Source organism: Anaerococcus provencensis (assembly GCF_000312365.2).
Lineage (GTDB): Bacteria > Bacillota > Clostridia > Tissierellales > Peptoniphilaceae > Anaerococcus > Anaerococcus provencensis.
On sequence record NZ_HG003686.1, the window covers coordinates 161,555 to 182,206 of the forward strand.

Here is a 20,652-nt window from a genome sequence, read left to right on the forward strand (position 1 = left end):
CACTAAGAAAGAACTTGATGTATTAGATATTGTAAAAACTGATAAAAAAGAAGCTGACATAGAAATAAAGGCAAGAAAAATAGTATCCTCCTATGATAGCCTTGTTATTGGAGGCTAATATGAATATTAAAGAAGCTTCTAACATACTTAAGCTCTCTTATCTAAGAGAGTCATATGAGGATTTAATAGAAGAATCATCAAATCTAAACTTATCTAACGAAGACTTCTTAAAACTTTTCTTAGAAAGAGAGGTAGAAAGAAGAAAAAACAACGGGATAGCAAGAAGAATAAGAAATGCTAAATTTATCAACAAGAAATTCTTAGAAGACTTTGATAAAACAAAATATTCTCTAGAACTAAACAAAAAATTTGAATATCTTGAAACACTAAAATTCATAGATAACAAAGAAAACATAATCATGATAGGAACACCTGGTTGTGGAAAAACTCACTACGCTACAGCCTTAGGCATAAAAGCGTGTATGAAAGGAAAAAATGTACTCTTTACATCAGTTCCCAACTTAGTAATAGAATTACAGGAGGCAATGAGTAAAAATCAAATTACTAATTACAAAAGAAAATTTGAAAAATATGATTTAGTAATACTAGATGAGCTAGGATATGTATCATTTGATAAAACAGGATGCGAAATATTATTTAATCTCCTCTCATCAAGAAATGATAAGGGATCAATAATATTAACCACAAACCTAAACTTTGAAAGATGGGAAGAAGTATTTAAAGATCCAGTGCTAACGGGAGCAATAGTAGATAGACTTGCTCATAGAGCCCATATCATGGATATGTCTAGGGAAAAATCATATAGGATGGAAGATAGCATAGAGTGGTCAAAAAATATTTAAAAATATATGTAAAAGCGCCTTTCCCCTAGGGGAAAGCTAGTAAAAGATATTAAGTATTTCTTTACCATAAGTGGACCATTTTTCAATAATAACTGTGGACCATTTTTCGGTTGACATTTACATCTACTAGGGCTTCTGTGACTGATAGGACTGGTTCTACGCAGGCGTCTCTTTCTTTGAATATTTGGACCCATTGGTCAAATGTTTTGGATTTGATATCTGCTATGATTTGTTCTTTGTATTGGCCAGCTGATTCTATTGTGACTCCTTCTTCTAGCCAATCTTCGTGTCCCAAGACTTCTAGCAGTGTTTTAAAGAACTTGCCTTCTACTGATCCTATGGATATATATCTACCATCTTTTGTTTGGTAGAAATCATATATACCACTACCGTTTAGCCAGTGGCATTCTCTTGTTGGATTGTTAATAGCTCCTGCACCTAGCATTGAGTTTAGTGGTATGAGTGAATCTAGGATTCCTATGTCTATAAATATTGATTTGCCATTTTCTTTTCTCTTGTTGTGGGCTGCTAGTATTCCTATTATAGCGTTTAGTGATGATGCTATGTCACCGATTTGGCTACCGTATAGGACTAGACCAGATTCTTTTCTACCAGAAAAGCTTGCCACACCGGATAGGGCTAGGTAGTTGATATCGTGGCCTGCTCTATCCCTGTATGGACCGTTTTGTCCGTAACCTGATAGGGAGCAGTAGATGATGTCTGGGGCAAATTCTTTGACTTCTTCGTATGATAGGCCGAATTTTGCCATAGTTCCTGGTCTAAATTGTTCTATGATACAGTTGTAGCCTTCTTCTTTTATCAAGCGTTTTACTTCGCTGACTCCATCTTCTGATTTTAGGTCTAGAAATATTTCATCTTTGGCATGGTTCATCCATGCGTAGTTGGCGCTTACTCCATTTTCTGTTTTTGGTTCCATTTCTAAAACTAGATCAGGTCTGTTTGGAGCGGATATTTTTGTTACCTTTGCTCCCATTTCAGCTAGTTGCCAGGTAGCATACGGTCCAGGCAATAGTGTTGTGAAGTCCAAAATTTTTAAATCATCGAGTAGGTTCATTGATCCTCCTAACGTTTTCTTACACTTTTTAGAATTTTGTGAATGGTTATCTTTTATAGTTTGCTAACTATACTAATAGGTAAATCACCCTTTATCATCGAAAACAAAACATATACTAAAGTTTATATGATAAAATTTATAAAAAAATGTTCTATAGTGAAAATGTTTGCAGGTTTTTGAAATAATTGGGTATATGTATAAGGAAAACAATTTAACTAGACAAAATAAATATTTTAAGGAGTTTAAAAAAATGGACGTTAAAAAAGTTTTAGTTGTTGGCGCTGGTCAAATGGGCGGAGGAATTGCACAAGTTTTTGCCCAATCAGGTTTTGAAGTATTGTTATACGATTCATTTGAGGGAGCAGTAGAGAAAAAAATCGATTTCATTACCAGTATTCTAGATAAGGATGTTAAAAAAGAAAAGAAAACTCAAGAAGAAAGAGATAAGGCTCTTTCTAATATCAAAGAATGCAAAGAGCTAAGCGAAGCCAGCGATGTAGATGTAGTTGTTGAAGCTATTATAGAAAACTTGGATACAAAGGGTGAACTTTACAAAAATCTTGGCGAAATAGTAAGTGACGATTGTATCATGGCTTCAAACACATCATCTCTTCCAATAACTGAGCTTGCAAGCCGTTATAAGAACCCTGAGAAATTTATCGGTATGCATTTCATGAACCCGGTACCTGTGATGAAACTTGTTGAAATTATTAGAGGACTACAAACTTCTGATGAAACTTATCAAGTGATTCACGACCTATCTGAAGCTATAGGCAAGGTGCCAGTTGTATGTAATGACGTTCCTGGATTTATTTCTAACAGGGTTCTTCAAGTTTACATCAACGAAGCAATTTCTTGCCTAAACGAGGGTGTAGCTAGTGCAGAAAATATCGATACAATTATGAAGCTTGCAACAAATAACCCAATGGGCCCACTAGAATTGGCTGACTTCATTGGTCTTGATACTGTTAAGTATATACTTGATGTACTTTACGAGGGATATGGAGATCCAAAATATGCCCCAGATCCACTTCTTAAAAACTATGTAAGAGCTGGCTGGTTAGGCAAAAAGACAGGCAAGGGCTTCTACGATTACGAAAATAAATAATTGGGGGTTATATAGATGATTAATATGGATTACTTACTAAACGAAGAGCAAAAAGCGTTTAGATATGAAGTTAGAGAGTTTGTAGAAAAGAAGATTAAACCAAATGCTTTTGATTGGGATGTAAATGATATTTTCCCACTAGAAGTTATCAAGGAAATGGGCGAAAAAGGTTGGTTAGGCTTACCTTGGCCAAAAGAATACGGTGGCATGGGCAAAAGCTTCCTAGAATATGCTATCCTTGTTGAAGAGATTTCTAGGGTTGATGCAGGTGTTGGCGTATTTATGTCAGTTCACTCATCAGCCGCAACAAGCCCAATATATGATTGGGGTACAGAAGAACAAAAGAAATACTGGATCCCACAACTTGCTAGTGGAGAAAAACTAGGAGCCTTTGTTTTGACAGAATCTGATGCAGGATCTGATGCTGGTGGCTTACAAACAAGTGCAGTATTAGATGGTGATGAATTTGTCATCAATGGTGAAAAGATTTACATCACCAACGCACCATATGCAGATATCTATATAGTGTTTGCCCTAACAACACCAGGCATCGGAACTAGAGGAATCACAGCCTTTATAGTTGAAAAGGGAACACCAGGATTTGAGATTCCAGATACCTACAGCAAAATGGGCTTACACTCATCTTCAACAGGAAGATTGACCTTTAACAATGTAAGAATTCCAAAAGAAAACCAACTAGGTCCTGAAGGAAAAGGATTTAATATAGCTATGACAACCCTAAATGGTGGAAGAATCGGTATAGGTTCACAATCTCTAGGTATAGCTCAAGGTGCCTTAGAAGAAGCAATCAACCACACCAAGTCAAGATACCAATTTGGCAAACCTCTAGCAGCAATCCAAGATATCCAATTTAAAATCGCAGATATGGGAACAAGAGTAAACGCAGCAAGACACATGGTTTACACAGCTGCAAAGATGAAAGATGAAAAGCTTGATTTCCTAGAAGCAGCAGCTATGGCAAAATTATTTGCATCTGAAACAGCAGGATATATCACAGACCAAGCATTGCAAATGCACGGTGGTTCTGGTTACATCAGTGGTATTCCAATAGAGAGAATGTACAGAGATACCAGAGTCAATAGAATCTACGAAGGTGCGTCAGAAGTACAAAAAATAGTTATCTCTAGATCTATCATAGGCAAACTTGATGGTGATTCTAAGGATAAAAAAGATACAAAGAAAGCTAAGAGAAAAATTACAGGCGAACGTAAAAATGTCCTAATAAATGAAGGAAGCCCAGAAGAAAAAGTAGACAAATTGATAGAAGCAATAGGCCTTGAAAATCTAAAGGCAGAAAAAGTTGATATCAACGGACCAATCAGCGATGCTAAAAATGTCGTTGCCTTTGGTATGGGCTTAGAAAAAGAAGAAGATATGGAACTTATAAACGAGCTTGCAAATGAGACAGGATCTATAGTAAGCGCTTCTAGACCAATAGCAGAAAGTAGAAAGTGGATTGGTATAGATAGATATATAGGACTTTCCGGACAAAACTTCCCAGGCCAAAGATACATCGGAGTGGGAATCTCTGGTCAAGTTCAACACTTGTTGGGCCTAAAGGAAACTGATGAAATCATAGTAATAAACAACAATCCAAATGCACCATTCTTTGCAGAAGCAGACTATGGTATAGTGGGCGATTACAAGGAAATTCTTCCAATATTAATAGAAAAATTAAGGGGTTAGGTAAAGCTATATGACTTATCAAGAAAAATACCAAGAAAAGTTAATCACAGTTGATCAGGCAGTAGATTTAGTCAAAGATGATATGAACATAGACTACGGTTGGTCTATATCTACATCTAGATACTTTGATGCTGCTTTGGCAAAGAGATTGGGTGAGTTCAACAACATTCACATTCGTGGGGGTTGTGAACTTACAGAACCTGCAGTATTTGCCGCAGATTCAGAAAATGAACACTTTACCTATACTTGCTATCACGGTTTGGGAGCTATGAGAAATGTCCTCAAAACTGGCCAAGCTTTCTATGCACCAATGAGATATTCAGAATTGCCATCCTACTTTGAAAGAGGATACCTAACAACAGATATCTATGTGATGCAAGTAACTCCAATGGATAAAGATGGATATTTCAACTTTGGTCTATCAGGATCATACACAAGAGCAGGCTTTGAAAGAGCAGATATAGTTATACTAGAAATAAATGAAAGTATGCCAAGAGTATCTGGTGGATCTGATGCCAATATTCACATCGACGAAGTTGATTATATCATCGAGGGAGATAATCCAGAGCTAAAGGGCATACCAAATATGGGCTATGGAGAGCTTGAAGAAAAGGTAGCAGAGCTTGTAGTACCAGAAATAGTAGACGGAGCTACAATTCAAATCGGTGTTGGTAACCTACCAAATGCTATAGTTTCACTATTGGCAAAATCTGATGTAAAAGACTTGGGATGCCACACAGAGCTATTTGTAGACGGCTTCCTTGATTTGATCAAAGCTGGCAAAGTTACAGGTATGAGAAAGAAACTAGACAGGGGTAACCACGTATTTACCTTTGCCCTAGGTAGCCATGAGCTTTACGATTATATGGAAAACAACCCACAATGCCTTGTAAGAAGCGTTGACTATGTAAACAGCCCATCAGTAATCAAACAATTTGACAACTTTGTAAGTATCAACGGAGCAATCCAAATCGACTTGCAAGGTGAAGTTTCTTCAGAATCAGTAGGATACAGACACATATCAGGTTCTGGTGGAGCCCTAGACTTTATGCTTGGAGCATACGAATCCAAGGGTGGTAAATCCTTTGTAACCTTGCTATCAGCAAGAGAAGGGAAAGATGGCAAGTTAGTATCAAACATAGTGCCAAACTTTGCACCAGGAACCATGGTAACAGGCACTCGTGCCAACACTCACTACATTGCAACTGAGCAAGGCCTAGTGAACCTTAAAGGTAAGTCTGTATGGCAAAGAACAGAAGATATCATATCAATTGCTCACCCACAATTTAGAGATGAGCTAATCAAAGAAGCAGAAAGAATGAAAATTTGGAGAAAATCTAATAAGTAATCCACAAAAGCAAAATCGGGCCAATTGACCCGATTTTTGTTTTGAAATTATTTAATAGAACTTGGAGTTTTGAGCATATTTGCCAGTTCATAAATTGCCATAATATCGTCCTTTTTTGCTGGATGATTGTCTATTACATATTGGCATAGGTCAAGCATCCAAACTACTACATATTTTGACAGATAAAAGCCTTGGATGCCATTTGCTAGGATTGATCTTCTGCCATTTCTAACTATATCATCTCTCATTTGGTCAAAATATTTAGTGAAATGCTCGTTTGATTTTTTATCAAGTATTATTGATTCTATGAGAGCGATTAGACTATTTAGGTAGCTATGGTCAATGGGATTAATCCTAAATTCTATATTGTTTTGTTCGTTTAAATATATATCTTCCTCAATACCGTAATTTTCATAAGCTTTTCTGTAGTTGTCTATATCAAAATCTGCAAAAAAATTGGGATATAGGCCGTAAGGGAATTTTGACTTTTCTATTGTTTGCTTTAGAAATTCTAGTTCGTTTTTCCTACTGTCAAATGAAGCTATGAATATGGGCGATAGGGTCACCAATAGCTTTAAGTTGTTATTGTTATCATCATTTGGGAAGATTAGTTTTATATAGTCTTTATTTTTTTCTATATTCATTGGATCACATCAAAAAACTTTGCGCCATTTGCTTTTGCCAAGTCTTCTGCCTTTAATTTTAGTCCGTGGCCAATTTTTCCTGCCGAAATCTTTATATATGGAAGATCTGTGGCACTTTCATCAATTACAACTGGATAGTCTTTTTTCATAGCAAGAGAGGTTGTCGCACCTCTTTCGTAGCCTATCTTAGATTTCAATTCTTTTAATGGCAACATTTCTAATTTTTTGACACCTATGCACTTGGCAGCTTTTTTGAAATTTATATTTGCTTCACCGGGTATGACAAAGATATAAATATCATTGGTGTTTGCGACTGTTGCCAAGGTTTTGTATATGTAGTGTATATCTTGATGGGTCTTTTCTGAAAGGTCGACCGATGAGACAAAGTCTCCTTCCAAGCCGTAGTCTTGGTGGTCATATTCGATATTTAACTTGTCTAATATTCTCATTGCATTTGTTTTTATTTCTTTTTTCATAAAATCACTTCCTATTTGCCTATTATACTATAAATTATCCAAAGATAATGGGTATAAAGCTAGAAAGAATTGGAGTATTTATGGAAAATATTATTACCTATGTTTACCACTCTTGTTACAGTGTGGAAACTAAAGATTTATTTATTGTTTTTGATTATTATAAGGGAAAATTAAATATTCCTGAAGACAAGGAAGTTATTTTTGTATCTAGTCATGGACACTCTGACCACTACACATCAGAGATTTTGAAACTGCCAGACAGAGATAATATTACCTATATTCTATCTAGCGATATAAGAGAGCTTCCAAGTGATGAAAATATAGTTTTTATCAAAAATAACAAGTTATCTATGGACCATTTAAAGACTTTGTATAAGGCGGACAATGTACATTTTGTAGATAAAAATATGACATGCCAAATCAAATTAGCTTCTGGTAAAGTAATTGATATCAAAACTTTTGGATCAACAGATCTTGGCATATCAATATTGATGAATGTTGATGGTGTGAATATTTTCCATGGAGGAGATTTAAACTTCTGGGCTTGGCCAAGCAATGATGAAGCTACCATGAAAAAAGAATACGACGACTTTATGGTTGAGGTCAATAAGATTAAGAAAGAAGACATAGATATTTGCTTTTTTGCCCTAGATAATAGGTTGGAAGAGAACTATTACAAGGGAGCAGACATTTTTATAAGGGAAGTTAAACCAAAAGTCTTCTTTCCTATGCATTTTGGTTCAAATGAGCAAGTATCTAGAAAATTTAAAGAAGAATTTAAATACGACTTTACTGATGTAAGAGAGATAAGAGAAGAAAATCAAATAGAGATGATTTATAGATAATTAATGTGGTATAATATATTATTATATCTTGGGAATAAAGATATATTATATTCCGTTAACAAGTGAGGGAATAATATGGAAAAAATAGCAGTACTAGTTGACACTGCAGCAGATATAGATACAAAAATGGCTGAAGAACTTGGTATATATCTTTTGCCTTTGTATGTGAACTTAGATAACAAGTATTATAAGGATAGGATAGAGATTTCTCCCGATGAATTTTATGCTTGGATGGAAAAAAACGAAACTATGCCAAAGACGTCCACTGCATCACCAGGAGATCTTACTGAGATTTATGAAAGAATCAAAAGCGATGGCTATAACAAGCTAATAGCAATAAGTCTAAGTAGTCATTTCTCAAGCACTCATAATCTAATGCATATGTTTGAAGCTGATGGGCTGGAAACCTATGTATTTGATAGTAAAAATCTTACTATGACTGAGGGATTTTTTGCCATCTATGCAAAGGAATTGATAGATCAGGGTCTACCTTTTGAAGAAATCATAGATAAGCTAAATCAAAAGAGGAACGATTCTCACGTATTCTTTACCTTGGAAACTTTCAAATACTTGGTAGAAGGAGGCAGAGTCCCAAGAACCTTTGGTAAAATTGGAGATGCACTTTCTGTAAAACCAATCATAACTGTAAATCCAGAAGAAGGATCTTTCAAGCTAATGAAAGTTGCTAGAGGAGAGAGGCGAGTACTAAGAGAGCTTAAGAAAATTGGTGAAAATTTGGTGGCAGATGTTAAAGATTATTACTTTTTCTACGGACATGGTGGCTATGACCAAGCTTTATCAAAAATAGAAGATAGTCTCGGTGATGTGATAGCTAACGCCAAGAAAGTTTATAAGGTACAAATATCACCAACACTAGGAGCAAATACTGGTCCAGGTTTATTTGGCTTTGGGATTTTTACACTAGATTAATAATAGTATTCATGGATTTGCCCATGAGTATTTTTGTATACCAAAAAATATTTTAATTTAGAGATAATATGAATAATGAGAAAAGGATTAATTATGGAAAAAATAGCAATAATAACAGACTCTACAGCTGATTTATCAGAAGCTTATATCAAAGAAAATAATATATACGTTGCAAATTTGTATGTTATCTTAGATGATAAAATCTATAGAGATAGAGAAGAAATAAAGGCTGATTACTTTGCAACAATAAATGAATCCGACAGAGACTATACAGCAAAAACATCAGCAACTTCACCTGATGATTTTTCTAAGCTTTTTGCAAAAATAAAAGAAGATGGCTTTGATACAGCAATATATATGGGCATAACTTCAAAGATGTCAGCAACACTCACAAATGCCAATATTGCAGAAAAGAATGGTCTAAAGGTTCACATTATAGACAGTGGTAGTGTATGTTTGATGGAAGGAATCATTGTAAACTATGCAGTTGATTTGCTCAAAGAAGGTTTAAGTGCTGATGATATAGTAGAAAAACTAAATGCTAGCATAGGTAAGCAATACTCTTACTGCTATTTTGACACCCTTAAATACCTCAAGGCAGGTGGAAGAATAGGTAAGCTTGCAAAAAGAGTATCTACTATATTTAATGTAAAACCACTTTTGGTACTAGATGGTAAAGGAGATTTTGAACTAGTTAAGTTAAAACTTACCAGAGAAAAGGCCTACAAGCTACTAGAAGAAAAAATTAGAGCAGATATTGGAGATGCTGAAAATTATTATCTATTTTATGTATCTGGCAAGGATGATTATGTCATAGATGAGCTTAGGGAAAGACTTGTAGATATAGATTCTAAAGCTAAGAGTATCCACCAAGGACGTTTTGGATCAGTTGTATCAGCCCATGCTGGTAGTAAGACCTTTGCTCTAGGCTATCTAGTAATTAATGAGTAAAAAAAGTCTTGACAAGATTAATGATTTAGGGTATTATACTTTGCATAGACAACGAAGAAGTACCCAATTACTCACCTACCGACATTGGTTTGTAGGTTAATAGTTTTAAAATTATATTTTTAAAATTTAAACGGGTACTTTGTGCCCGCTTTTTTTATGCAATTATACATTGGAGGTATAACTATAAAAGATTTAAGAATAAATGATGAAATTAGAGCTGACCAGGTAAGATTGATTGATGAAAATGGTAACCAAGTAGGTATTACATCTCTTCGTGACGCCCTAGACCGTGCTGATGAGAGAAGACTTGACCTTGTACTAATGAGTCCAAATGCAAAACCACCAGTTACTAGAATCATGGACTATGGAAAGTTCAAATACGATCAAGAGAAAAAAGAAAAAGAAAATAGAAAAAATCAAAAAAATGCTCAACTAAAAGAGACTAGATTTTCTTTAAATATTGAAGATAATGACTTGCAAACAAAGGCAAATCAATCTATCAAATTCTTAAACAACGGGGATAAAGTAAAAGTTTCTATTAGATTTAGAGGCCGTGAACTAGGACGTAAAGAGCCTGGCTATGAGCTGATGGACAAATTTACCCAAATGCTTGGCGGTGCCGGTGTGGTTTACAAAAAGCCAAAAATGGAAGGTAGATCTCTAGTAATGTTTTTAGAACCAAATACAGATAAGGAGTAATATATGGCAAATAAAAATAAAACAAGAAGAGCAGCTGCAAAAAGATTTAAAGTTACAGGAAGTGGAAAACTTATGAGAAGAAAAGCTTATAAAGGCCACTTAACAGCAAAAAAATCTCCAGCAAGAAAGAGAAGACTAAGAAAAGGTGCTGTACTTTCAAAAGCTGACAACAAGAGAACAAAAGAATTATTAGGAATGTAATCTCAAAGGAAGGTAAGGAAAATGGCAAGAGTAAAAAGAGGAATTAACGCTAAAAAAAGACATAAAAAAGTATTAAGACAAGCTAAAGGATACTACGGTTCAAAACACACTCTATACAGAACAGCCAACCAAGCTGTAATGAAATCACTAAACTATGCTTACATTGGACGTAAACACAGAAAAAGAGATTTCAGAAAACTTTGGATTGCAAGAATCAACGCAGCAGCTAGAGCAAACGGAACAAGCTACTCACAATTTATGGGTAACCTTAAAAAAGCAAACATCGACATCAACAGAAAAATGCTTGCTGAAATTGCAGTAGAAAACCCAGCTGAATTCACAAAACTAGTAGAACTAGCTAATCAAAACGCTTAATTAACAATATAGATGATTATAACTAGTAGTGATAATCAAAAATATAAATATATAAATAAACTTAGACAAAAAAAGTTTAGGGATAAGGAAAATTCCTTTATAATAGAATCAAAAAAATTGGTAGAAGAGGCCATCTCTTCTGCTGATATTGATTTTATTTTTTTTAGCGAAGAAAACAAAGATTACAAAAGTGATTTGGATAAGATTGTCTTAACTAGGGAACTTTTTGATAAAGTCACTGGTATGGTTACAAGCGATGGATTCGGAGCTGTTGTAAAAAAGCCTGGTCAAAAGGAAGTTTCGGCTAGTAGAGTCTTACTCTTAGACCAGATAAATGACCCAGGGAATATGGGGACAATCATAAGGTCTGCTGAAGCCTTTGGTTTTTATGACATTATCCTTATGCCCAAAACTTGTGACATATACAATGAAAAAACTTTGCGAGCCTCTATGGGCTCTATATTTAGATTGAATATTATAAAGAAAAATCTAGAGCAAGTAAAAAAACTAAAAGAAAATTACCATATGGTATCTGCCGACATGAGTGGGTATGATATTAATGAATGTGATATTGATGGCAATTTGATTCTAGCCATAGGAAATGAAGCCAATGGTTTGTCAGAGGATATTACGTCTTTGACAGATACCTTTGTCAAAATCCCTATGAAAGGTCAGATTGAATCACTAAATGCAGCTATTGCAGCTAGCATTATTATGAATAAACTTAGCTTGTGAATCGACAAAAGTTTAGCTATTCTTATACAGCAAGAGGGGATGATGAGAGCCTTTTAAGTTCCGGTTAGATAATTCACCGATGAAGCTTGATATGAAAATTGATACGGCTAAGCCCCGTTATAAGCTTATGAGTGGATTTTATTTTTATAAAATCAATTAAGGTGGTACCGCAGAATTTCTGTCCTTTTTAGGATGGAATTTTTTTATGCAAAAATTTAGGAGAAGATGATGGAAGCAAAACTTAATGACATACTGGCAAAAGCAAAAGGAGAAATTGAAGCTGCAAGTAGCCTAGATGATTTGGAAAAGGCAAGGGTTAAATATCTTGGCAAAAAAGGCCTTGTTACAGACCTAAAGAAAAATATTTCTAAGTTGCCAAAAGAAGAAAAACCAATGGCTGGTAAGCTAATAAATGAAAACAGCAAAAAGATCGAAGAAGCGCTTGGACAAAAATCTGAAGCCCTTAACAAAGAAATCCTTAGAGAAAAAATTAAAAAAGAAAAACTAGATGTGACAGCCCACTTTGATAGGCACGACAGTGGCCACCTATCACTAATCAACCAAACCCTAGATGATTTGGAAACAATCTTTCAAAATATGGGCTTTGAAGTTGTAGATGGTCCAGAAATTGACACAGTTAAAAACGTATTTGACGATTTAAACTCACCAGCAGACCATCCAGCAAGGTCAACATCTGATACTTTCTACATTACAGATGATATTTTGCTACGCCCACACACTTCATCAGTACAAATTCGCGTGATGAACGAGGGCAAACTTCCTATCAAGATGGTTTCAGCAGGTAGGGTTTTCAGAAACGATGAAGTAGACAGAACTCACTCACCAATGTTCCACCAATTGGAATGTTTGGTTGTAGATGAAAATGTGTCTATGGCAAATCTTAAGGCAACCCTTGAGACCTTTATCAAGGAAATGTTTGGCGATGATATAGAACTTAGGTATCGTCCTCACCACTTCCCATTTACAGAGCCATCACTCGAAGTAGATGCAACTTGTCCAATATGTCATGGAGAGGGTTGTCCTGCTTGTGGTAATACAGGTTGGTCTATGGAACTTCTTGGTGGAGGCATGGTTCATCCAAATGTACTAGAAGCTTGTGGCATAGACAGCGAAAAATACACTGGCTTTGCCTTTGGACTAGGAGTTGATAGAATTGCCATGGTTAGATATGGCCTTGATGATATCCGCTTACTTTATGATAATGACAAAAGATTTATCGAACAATTTTAGGAGATATAATGTTAGTACCTTTAATTTGGCAAAATGATTATGTAAAAATCGACAAAGACATAAAAACAATTACAGATAGACTTTCAGAAACTGGATCTCACGTAGAAGAAGTTACTATAAGAACAAGTGAGCTAAAGGGAGTTGTTGTAGGCCATGTCCTAGAACAAGAAAAACACCCAAATGCCGACAGACTCAAAGTATTAAAAATTGACATAGGCAAAGATGAACCAACTACAATCATTACAGCTGCACCAAACACCAAGGTTGGAGATTATCTATTTGTCATAACAAGTGGAACAAAACTTGATAATGGAACAGAAATTGGCGACCATGACTTTTTTGGTATAAACTCTGAAGGCATGCTCACTTCCTATAGCGAGCTAGGCTATCCTGACAATGTTATACCAAAGGAATTCAAGGATGGTGTTATTATCCTAAATGGTGAATTTGAACCAGGAACTCCTGTAAGCGAAGTACTAAAATCAAATACTCCAGTTATAGAATATGAAATCACACCAAATAGACCAGACTGCCTTTCTATCATAGGTATGGCTAGGGAAAGTGCTGCTAGTTTTGGAGAAAAGATCACTCTTCCTTCTGTAGATTATCCAGAAAGTGAAGAAAACATCATAGAATTAACCAAAGGATTGACTCTAGATTCTGATAAGTGCAACAAATTTATCTTAAGAGCTGTGACAGATGTAAAAATCGACAAATCACCTCAATGGTTACAAAACTACCTTATCCTTGCTGGTATGCGTCCTATTAATAACATAGTTGACATTACAAACTTCGTAATGCTAGAAACAGGTCAACCACTTCATGCTTACGACTTGGACAAAGTATCTGGCAAAGAACTTATAGTAAGAGATGCAAAAGAAGGCGAGATCCTAAAGACTCTTGATGGCGAAGAAAGAGAACTTGATCCATCTATGCTTGTAATAGCTGACGGAGAAAAGGCAGTAGGCATTGCTGGCGTAATGGGTGGTTTCGACACTGAAGTAACAAATGATACTAAAAATATCTTGCTAGAAGCAGCAAACTTTGATTCTACAAGCGTTAGGGAAACTTCCAAAAAACTAGGCCTTAGAAGTGAGGCATCAAACCGTTTTGAAAAAGGCATAGCTGTTGACATGGCTGACTTTGCATCAAAAAGAGCCCTAAAACTTATCTCTGACTTAAACATTGGTAAAGTTGCCAAGGGACTTCGCTGGGTAGGCAATGATAATAGCGAAGAAAAATATGTTAATCTTAGGATTTCAAGATTAAATGCCCTAAGCGGAGTGGACTTCACCATGGATGAAGCTATAGAAAATCTCGAGCTTCTAGAATTTGAAGCCATAAAAATTGACGATGATACAATTAAGGCAAAAGTTCCTTTCTTTAGAACTGATATAGACATAGAAGCAGACCTTATAGAGGAAGTTGTTAGACTTTATGGTATGGGCAAGATTGAATCAAAACCACTAAAATCAACCCTACAAAGGGGCATCAGATCAAAGGCAAGATTATTGCGCGATGACTTGAAAAATGCCTTAGTTGGTCAAAAATTTTCTGAGATAACAACTTATTCTTTCATCTCACCAAAAGAATTTGACAGGATGGGCATAGAAAAAGATTCCAAACTTCGCGATACTATCAATCTTATCAACCCACTTGGCGAAGACTTCTCAGTGATGAGAACCACTCAAATACCAAATATGCTGGATGTAATCTATAAAAATATCAATCGTGGCCAAAAAGACCTTAGATTATTTGAACTTGGAAAGGCATTTGTCAAATGTGATGATAAGCTCCCTAGAGAAGATGACACATTAACAATGGCCTTGTACGGATCATATGATTTCTATGATATGAAGGATTTCTTTATCAAGGCAATGGCAAATGTTGGCTTAAGAGGATTTAGCTTTGTGGCAAATGAAACAAACCCAATTCTTCACCAGGGAAGATCTGCAGATATCTACCTAAAAGATGAAAAAATCGGGATGATTGGTGAAATTTCCTATGAAATCAGGGAAGAATATAGTATCAAAAAGGGCTGCCAAATACTAGAAATAAATCTTTCTCAAATCCTTGACCAAAGGCAAGTAGAAAGAAAATATAAGCCTCTTCCAAAATATCCAGCTATCACACGTGATTATTCCTTTGTTACTGACAGGGAAGTAGAATCCAAATTTATTGAAGATATAATTAGAAGTAAGGGAGAAGATTTGGTCAAAGAAATCGAACTATTTGACGTATACACAGGCGATCAGATTGCAGATGACAAGAAATCAATCTCATACAATGTAAGCTTCAGATCTGATGATAGAACCCTCAAAGAAGAAGATATGTCCGAGATAGAAAAAAATATTTTGAAGGAACTAGAAGAAAATAATATTATTTTACGTGGTTAGGAGTATAAATGTCTGAAAATAAAGTTCAAGTTGAAATTGACGGTGTAAACTACACACTTCTGACAGATGAAGATGAAGATCAAATCAGAGATATTGCAAAATACGTAGAAAAGAAAATCAGTGAAGTAAAATCACAACGTTTAAGCTTTGACAGAGAGTTAGTTCTTACTAGTTTAAACATAGCCAATGACTTGTTCAATGTGGGCAACAAATACAATAACTTAAAGGAAGATTCAAGAGAAGCAGTAGAAAACTACCCAAGCCTTAGCGAAAATTATAAAAAAGCTATAGAAGAAAATGAAGATTTGAGAAATAGGCTTGATGAAAAAGTTGACCAAAACAAAAAACTTGAAGAAGAAAATGCCAACCTTTATAGAAGAGTTAAAAACAACGAAGAGTCCACAAAAACTATAGAAAAACTTAGAAATGAAGTAAAGAAACTCCAAGAAGAAGTTATCAGCTTAAAAGCAGAAAATGATAATTTTAAGGAAAAACTTTAATGACAAAAACTGAAATCCTAGCACCTGTTGGTAACTTCGACAGGCTTTATGCAGGTCTTGCTGCTGGTGCTGATAGCTTTTATTTAAGCCTTGATGAATTTGGTGCAAGAGCCTATGCCGAAAATTTCACTATTGAAAATATCAAAGAAGTGATAGACCTAGTCCACCTCTTTGGCAAGAGGGTATTTATAACCATGAATACCCTCATAAAAGATAGTGAAATGGCAAAGGCTATTTCCTATGTGGAAAAACTTTATGAGTATGGAACTGACGGGCTAATTATCCAGGATATAGGATTTTTCTCTATCATAAAAGATAAGGTTACTGGCATGGAGCTTCATGCATCAACTCAGATGGCTGTTAGGGAATACTATGGGGCAAAATATTTGGCATCTCTTGGTTTTGATAGGATTGTCATAGCCAGAGAAACTCCAATAGAAGAGATTAGAAAAATTGTCAAACTTCCTTGTGAACTAGAAGTTTTTGTCCATGGGTCCTTGTGCGTGTCCTATTCTGGTGAATGCTTGATGAGCTCATATTTTGGTGGTAGATCTGCAAATAGGGGCAGATGTGCTGGACCTTGCAGGCAAAAATACCAGCTCATTTCAAATGGGAAGGTCCTTGCCGATGACTATTTTCTCAATATGAAAGATCTAAATGCTATAGACAATATAGACGAGCTTCTAGAAATTGGTGTAGATTGCGTGAAAATCGAGGGCCGTATGAAGACAGCAGAATACGTATATACTGCTGTTTCTAACTACAGGTCCAAGATTTATGAGGATAATTACAATAAAAATGATTTGCTAGATTCATCAAATAGAGGCTACACTGATGGTTTCATTTTTGGCCAAAATAGAGAATATATTCTTTTGAAAGATGACAATAAGCATAGGTCTATCGGAAAAATTTCAAATGAAAAAGGCAAGAAGTACTTCATCAGCAATTCTAATCTTAATCTTGGAGATAATCTAGAAATTACAACAGACAAGGGCAAGAAATTACCATTTACTACAACTAGATCCTACAAGGCTGGAGATAAAATTTTCCTAGATAAATACAAGGATAGCAAAATTAATTCTAATGTTCTTATGCTAAATTCTACTTCCTTAAATCAAGACTTAGAAGAAGGACTCACAAGATACAAAAATCTAGATGTAAAATTACATTTTGAGGCAAAAATTGACGATTATCCAAAGCTTACAATAGTCCATGGCAAGCACACAGCAACTTACATTCACAATGTAAAAGGTGAAAAAGCTAGCAAAATTTCTATAAATGAAGCTGATATCAGAAAAAATTTATCCAAGTTTAATGATGAAATTTTTGAGCCAAGTCTAATAGAAGTGGATATAGAAGATGGGATTTTCCTTAGAAAAAAGGACATCAATCAATGCCGCAGAGAGGCTATTAGCTTAATTTGCCAAGAGATACTAAAAGATTATCATAGGCAAGCTTTCGAAATCACGCTGCCAGAGCATAGGACAAAAGAGAATATCAAAAGAGAGAAAAATATAGAGCTTTTGACTAATCATATATCAAGAGAATTGCTAGATGATTTTGACAATGTTTATATAAGGTCCTTTGATAAAAAATATGCTGGTCTGAACTTATACCTTAACCTAGATTCACACGATGATTATGATATTGACGAACTCATAGGCTATATTAAAGAAAATAAAATTCGTGGTGTGATTTTAAATAATTATAGGGATTTATATTTTATAGATGATTTCAAAAACAATGATATAAAAATTAGGATAGGTAGATATCTCAATGTTTTCAATTCCTATGCCTATGATTTCTACGCTGACCTTGCAGAAAGTATCATATCGTCGGTAGAAAGTGATTTTGTAACGATAAATAGACAAGACTTACAAGTAGAAGCCCTAGCCTATGGCAGGATAGAGCTTATGAATATGAGACATTGTCCATTTTCTGTTATTAAAAAATGTGGCTTAAAGGGATGCAAGACTTGTTCCTTTAACAACGCAAGCATGAAGTCCTTTGATGGCAACGAGATGAAGGTCATCCGCTATGGATCATATTCCAAGATTTATCCAGAAGAAGCCAGTATAGTTGATATTAGTAAATTTACCAATCAGGTCTCACTACTTTATTCTGTTATGGAAGATGATGACATAAAAAATACAAAGAAAATATCCCAAAGATACGAGAAAGGAGTTATTTAATGCAAGAAAGAACTTTAGAAGTCCTAGAATATAGGAAAATTTTAGAAGCCTTATCTAAAGAAGCACGCTCAACGCTTATTAAAAATAAAATTTTAAATTTAACTCCTATGACTGATATTGACGATATAAGAGAAGAGCTAGATCATACATCACAGATGTTTGGAGTTATCAAGAGATTTGGCAATATTGACTTATTTTGTCTCTATGATTTTACCGATATGATTTCCTATGTTAGGAAAAAGGGAATCCTAGAAGCCTACGAGCTCTTGCAAGTCAATGACTTACTTAGAGCTTGTGAATATCTCAAAGAATACGGTAAAGGTATATCTGAGCCTTATATCAAAGATCTCTTTGATAGGATCAATACTGATGATTTCCTAAGAAAAGAGATTGAAAGGTCAATCATTAGTGAGGATGAAATAGCTGACAATGCATCAGGGACCCTAAGAAATATTCGCAGGCAAAAGGCTCGTAAAGAGCAAGAAATCAAGGCGAAACTTAATTCCTATGTGACAAATTCCAAATTTGATGACGTTCTACAAGACAAGGTTGTTTCTGTAAGAGATGGTAGATATGTTGTTCCGGTTAGGACTAATAAGAAATCAGCCATAGGTGGCATCATCCATGACAAGTCCTCAAGTGGCAATACAATTTTTGTAGAACCTGCTGCCATTGTTGAACTTAATAACCAGTTTAGGGACTTGGAATTGAAGGAAGAAGAAGAGATTGCAAGGATATTGGACAGGCTATCAAGATTAACAGAAGCCTTTGACGTGGAGATTTTAGAAAATCAAAAAATAATGGGCCGCATAGATTTCTTGGCTGCTAAGGCGAAGTATGCCATTAACAAAGAACACTCATTGCCAAAGATTACAAACGAGAAAATAATGAGTCTAAAACAAGCCCGCCATCCATTATTAAAGGGAAACGTTGTACCTATTGATGTCTCAATTGGAGGCGACTATCTAACATTGATTATTACAGGACCCAACACAGGTGGTAAAACTGTATCACTTAAAACTGTTGGCCTTATCAGTCTTATGGCCCAAAGTGGACTTTACATTCCGGCAGATGAAGGGTCTATAGTAAATGTATTTGATGATATATATGTGGATATTGGCGATACGCAATCCATCGAGATGAGCCTGTCTACTTTCTCTGCTTCTCTTACTAATGTAGTAGATATATTATCCAAAGCAAGCGATAAGTCTTTGGTATTACTAGATGAGGTTGGATCTGGTACTGACCCTACAGAAGGTGCAGCCCTAGCCATATCAATACTAGATAACCTTAGAAAAAGGAAGGTTATGACCTTTGCCACAACCCACTACAGTGAACTAAAATACTATGCTGTTGACACAGAGGGAGTGATGAATGCATCAGTAGAATTTGATGTAAACACACTATCTCCAACCTACAGACTAGAGATTGGTACACCGGGAAAGTCAAATGCTTTCGAAATTTCAAAAAGACTTGGTCTTGACCAAACAATACTCGACAACGCCCAAAGTCTTCTTGGAGAAGATACGAGAAATGTAAATAAGATCCTAGAACAGATCGAAGAAGATAGGAAAGTTCTTGAAGAGAAAAACGTCGAAATCGATAGCTATAAGAGAGAAATAGAAAAGATTAAAAGAGAACTTGAAGCCAAATCCAAAGAAGTTGAGAAAGAACGCCAAAAAATCATAAGAGAAGCTGAAGATAAGGCCAATGAAATTCTAGAAAAAGCCAACAGTGAATCTCAAGAAATGCTCAAAGAAGCGAAAAAATCCAAAAACGCCAATACAAGTGACATCGACAGGTCTCTTAATAACATTAGAAATAGATACAAGAAAAACAAGATTGATAGACAAAAAGACGGCCTAAAAGTCAAAAAATCCAAAGATATACCAGATGACCTAAAAATTGGAGATAAGGTAATCATAGCGGGTCTTGGCGAAGAAGCAGAAGTTATATCTGCACCAGATCAAAAAGGCGATATCAAAGTCCAAATGGGTATACTAAAAATGGATTCAAATATCAAAAATGTAACAAAGATTGCAAGTGTGGATGAAACTAGAAAAAATATCAACAAAGTGTATAATGCAAAGAAAGTAGCGAGTTTTTCACCAACCCTTGATTTAAGAGGCCAAAGGCTAGACGAGGCTCTCTTAAAAGTAGACAAATATCTAGATGATGCCATGCTTACAGGACTTGATGAAGTAAAAATTATCCACGGCATGGGTACTGGAGCGCTCAGGAAGGGCATTACAGAGTATCTTGAATCTAATAGAATGATTGGTTCATTTAGAACTGGTAATGACAAAGAGGGTGGTTTTGGTGTAACCATCGTAAGCCTAAGTTAATATAAGGAGAA

19 protein-coding genes are annotated in these 20,652 nt (G+C 35.3%); 16 read left to right on the forward strand and 3 right to left on the reverse strand.

Annotated features, from left to right (window positions below; translation table 11 throughout):
* Window positions 1-119 precede the first annotated feature (119 nt).
* A complete protein-coding gene (gene istB / locus BN38_RS03470) occupies window positions 120-863 on the forward strand; it encodes an IS21-like element helper ATPase IstB (RefSeq protein WP_044565610.1) in 744 nt (247 codons plus the stop codon).
* A gap of 82 nt (window positions 864-945) precedes the next feature.
* On the opposite strand, the gene BN38_RS03475 is transcribed toward istB, so the two are convergent.
* The gene (locus tag BN38_RS03475; protein ID WP_044565612.1) at window positions 946-1,938 is read right to left on the reverse strand and encodes a CaiB/BaiF CoA transferase family protein; all 993 of its coding nucleotides are present in this window, start codon (window positions 1,936-1,938) and stop codon (window positions 946-948) included.
* A 250-nt stretch (window positions 1,939-2,188) separates the two neighbouring features.
* Between BN38_RS03475 and BN38_RS03480 the strand changes: the two genes are divergently transcribed.
* From BN38_RS03480 to BN38_RS03490, 3 genes are read left to right on the forward strand one after another with little or no spacing between them, the layout of a single operon-like run.
* Window positions 2,189-3,046, forward strand: coding sequence for a 3-hydroxyacyl-CoA dehydrogenase family protein (locus tag BN38_RS03480; protein ID WP_044565614.1), 858 nt, complete (start codon window positions 2,189-2,191; stop codon window positions 3,044-3,046).
* A 15-nt stretch (window positions 3,047-3,061) separates the two neighbouring features.
* Complete coding sequence (locus tag BN38_RS03485; RefSeq protein WP_230197718.1) at window positions 3,062-4,753, forward strand: acyl-CoA dehydrogenase family protein; 1,692 nt, start codon at window positions 3,062-3,064, stop codon at window positions 4,751-4,753.
* Between the two features lie 10 nt (window positions 4,754-4,763).
* Window positions 4,764-6,101, forward strand: coding sequence for an acetyl-CoA hydrolase/transferase family protein (locus BN38_RS03490; RefSeq protein ID WP_044565616.1), 1,338 nt, complete (start codon window positions 4,764-4,766; stop codon window positions 6,099-6,101).
* A 47-nt stretch (window positions 6,102-6,148) separates the two neighbouring features.
* Here the strand turns inward: BN38_RS03490 and BN38_RS03495 are convergent, their stop codons facing one another.
* Window positions 6,149-6,745: a hypothetical protein gene (locus BN38_RS03495; protein WP_049944437.1), complete on the reverse strand. Its 597-nt coding sequence runs from the start codon at window positions 6,743-6,745 to the stop codon at window positions 6,149-6,151.
* Window positions 6,742-7,221, reverse strand: coding sequence for an aminoacyl-tRNA deacylase (locus BN38_RS03500; RefSeq protein ID WP_044565618.1), 480 nt, complete (start codon window positions 7,219-7,221; stop codon window positions 6,742-6,744). The genes BN38_RS03495 and BN38_RS03500 overlap by 4 nt, the downstream gene beginning before the upstream one ends.
* Window positions 7,222-7,301: 80 nt before the next feature.
* On the opposite strand from BN38_RS03500, the gene BN38_RS03505 reads away from it, so the two are divergent.
* From BN38_RS03505 to BN38_RS03560, 12 genes are all read left to right on the forward strand, one after another.
* Window positions 7,302-8,066 (forward strand): MBL fold metallo-hydrolase, encoded by a 765-nt coding sequence (locus BN38_RS03505; protein WP_044565620.1) that lies wholly within the window; start codon window positions 7,302-7,304, stop codon window positions 8,064-8,066.
* 75 nt (window positions 8,067-8,141) lie between these two features.
* Window positions 8,142-8,996: a DegV family protein gene (locus tag BN38_RS03510; protein WP_044565622.1), complete on the forward strand. Its 855-nt coding sequence runs from the start codon at window positions 8,142-8,144 to the stop codon at window positions 8,994-8,996.
* Between the two features lie 93 nt (window positions 8,997-9,089).
* Complete coding sequence (locus tag BN38_RS03515) at window positions 9,090-9,947, forward strand: DegV family protein (protein ID WP_044565624.1); 858 nt, start codon at window positions 9,090-9,092, stop codon at window positions 9,945-9,947.
* Between the two features lie 156 nt (window positions 9,948-10,103).
* Complete coding sequence (gene infC / locus BN38_RS03520) at window positions 10,104-10,646, forward strand: translation initiation factor IF-3 (RefSeq protein ID WP_195890878.1); 543 nt, start codon at window positions 10,104-10,106, stop codon at window positions 10,644-10,646.
* Window positions 10,647-10,649: 3 nt separating this feature from the next.
* Window positions 10,650-10,847 carry a 50S ribosomal protein L35 gene (rpmI, locus tag BN38_RS03525; protein ID WP_044565627.1) on the forward strand — a complete coding sequence of 66 codons (198 nt, stop codon included), beginning with the start codon at window positions 10,650-10,652 and terminating at the stop codon, window positions 10,845-10,847.
* A gap of 21 nt (window positions 10,848-10,868) precedes the next feature.
* The gene (rplT, locus tag BN38_RS03530) at window positions 10,869-11,222 is read left to right on the forward strand and encodes a 50S ribosomal protein L20 (protein WP_044565629.1); all 354 of its coding nucleotides are present in this window, start codon (window positions 10,869-10,871) and stop codon (window positions 11,220-11,222) included.
* Between the two features lie 12 nt (window positions 11,223-11,234).
* Window positions 11,235-11,957, forward strand: coding sequence for a TrmH family RNA methyltransferase (locus tag BN38_RS03535; protein WP_044565632.1), 723 nt, complete (start codon window positions 11,235-11,237; stop codon window positions 11,955-11,957).
* Between the two features lie 228 nt (window positions 11,958-12,185).
* On the forward strand, window positions 12,186-13,208 hold the full coding sequence (gene pheS / locus BN38_RS03540; RefSeq protein WP_044565634.1) for a phenylalanine--tRNA ligase subunit alpha: 1,023 nt from the start codon (window positions 12,186-12,188) through the stop codon (window positions 13,206-13,208).
* Between the two features lie 8 nt (window positions 13,209-13,216).
* Window positions 13,217-15,604, forward strand: coding sequence for a phenylalanine--tRNA ligase subunit beta (pheT, locus tag BN38_RS03545; protein ID WP_044565635.1), 2,388 nt, complete (start codon window positions 13,217-13,219; stop codon window positions 15,602-15,604).
* Window positions 15,605-15,612: 8 nt separating this feature from the next.
* Window positions 15,613-16,104, forward strand: coding sequence for a cell division protein ZapA (gene zapA / locus BN38_RS03550; RefSeq protein WP_044565637.1), 492 nt, complete (start codon window positions 15,613-15,615; stop codon window positions 16,102-16,104).
* Window positions 16,104-18,296, forward strand: coding sequence for a peptidase U32 family protein (locus BN38_RS03555; protein ID WP_044565638.1), 2,193 nt, complete (start codon window positions 16,104-16,106; stop codon window positions 18,294-18,296). The genes zapA and BN38_RS03555 overlap by 1 nt, the downstream gene beginning before the upstream one ends.
* Window positions 18,296-20,641: an endonuclease MutS2 gene (locus tag BN38_RS03560; protein WP_044565640.1), complete on the forward strand. Its 2,346-nt coding sequence runs from the start codon at window positions 18,296-18,298 to the stop codon at window positions 20,639-20,641. Before BN38_RS03555 ends, BN38_RS03560 begins: the two co-directional genes overlap by 1 nt.
* The last annotated feature ends 11 nt before the right edge of the window (window positions 20,642-20,652 follow it).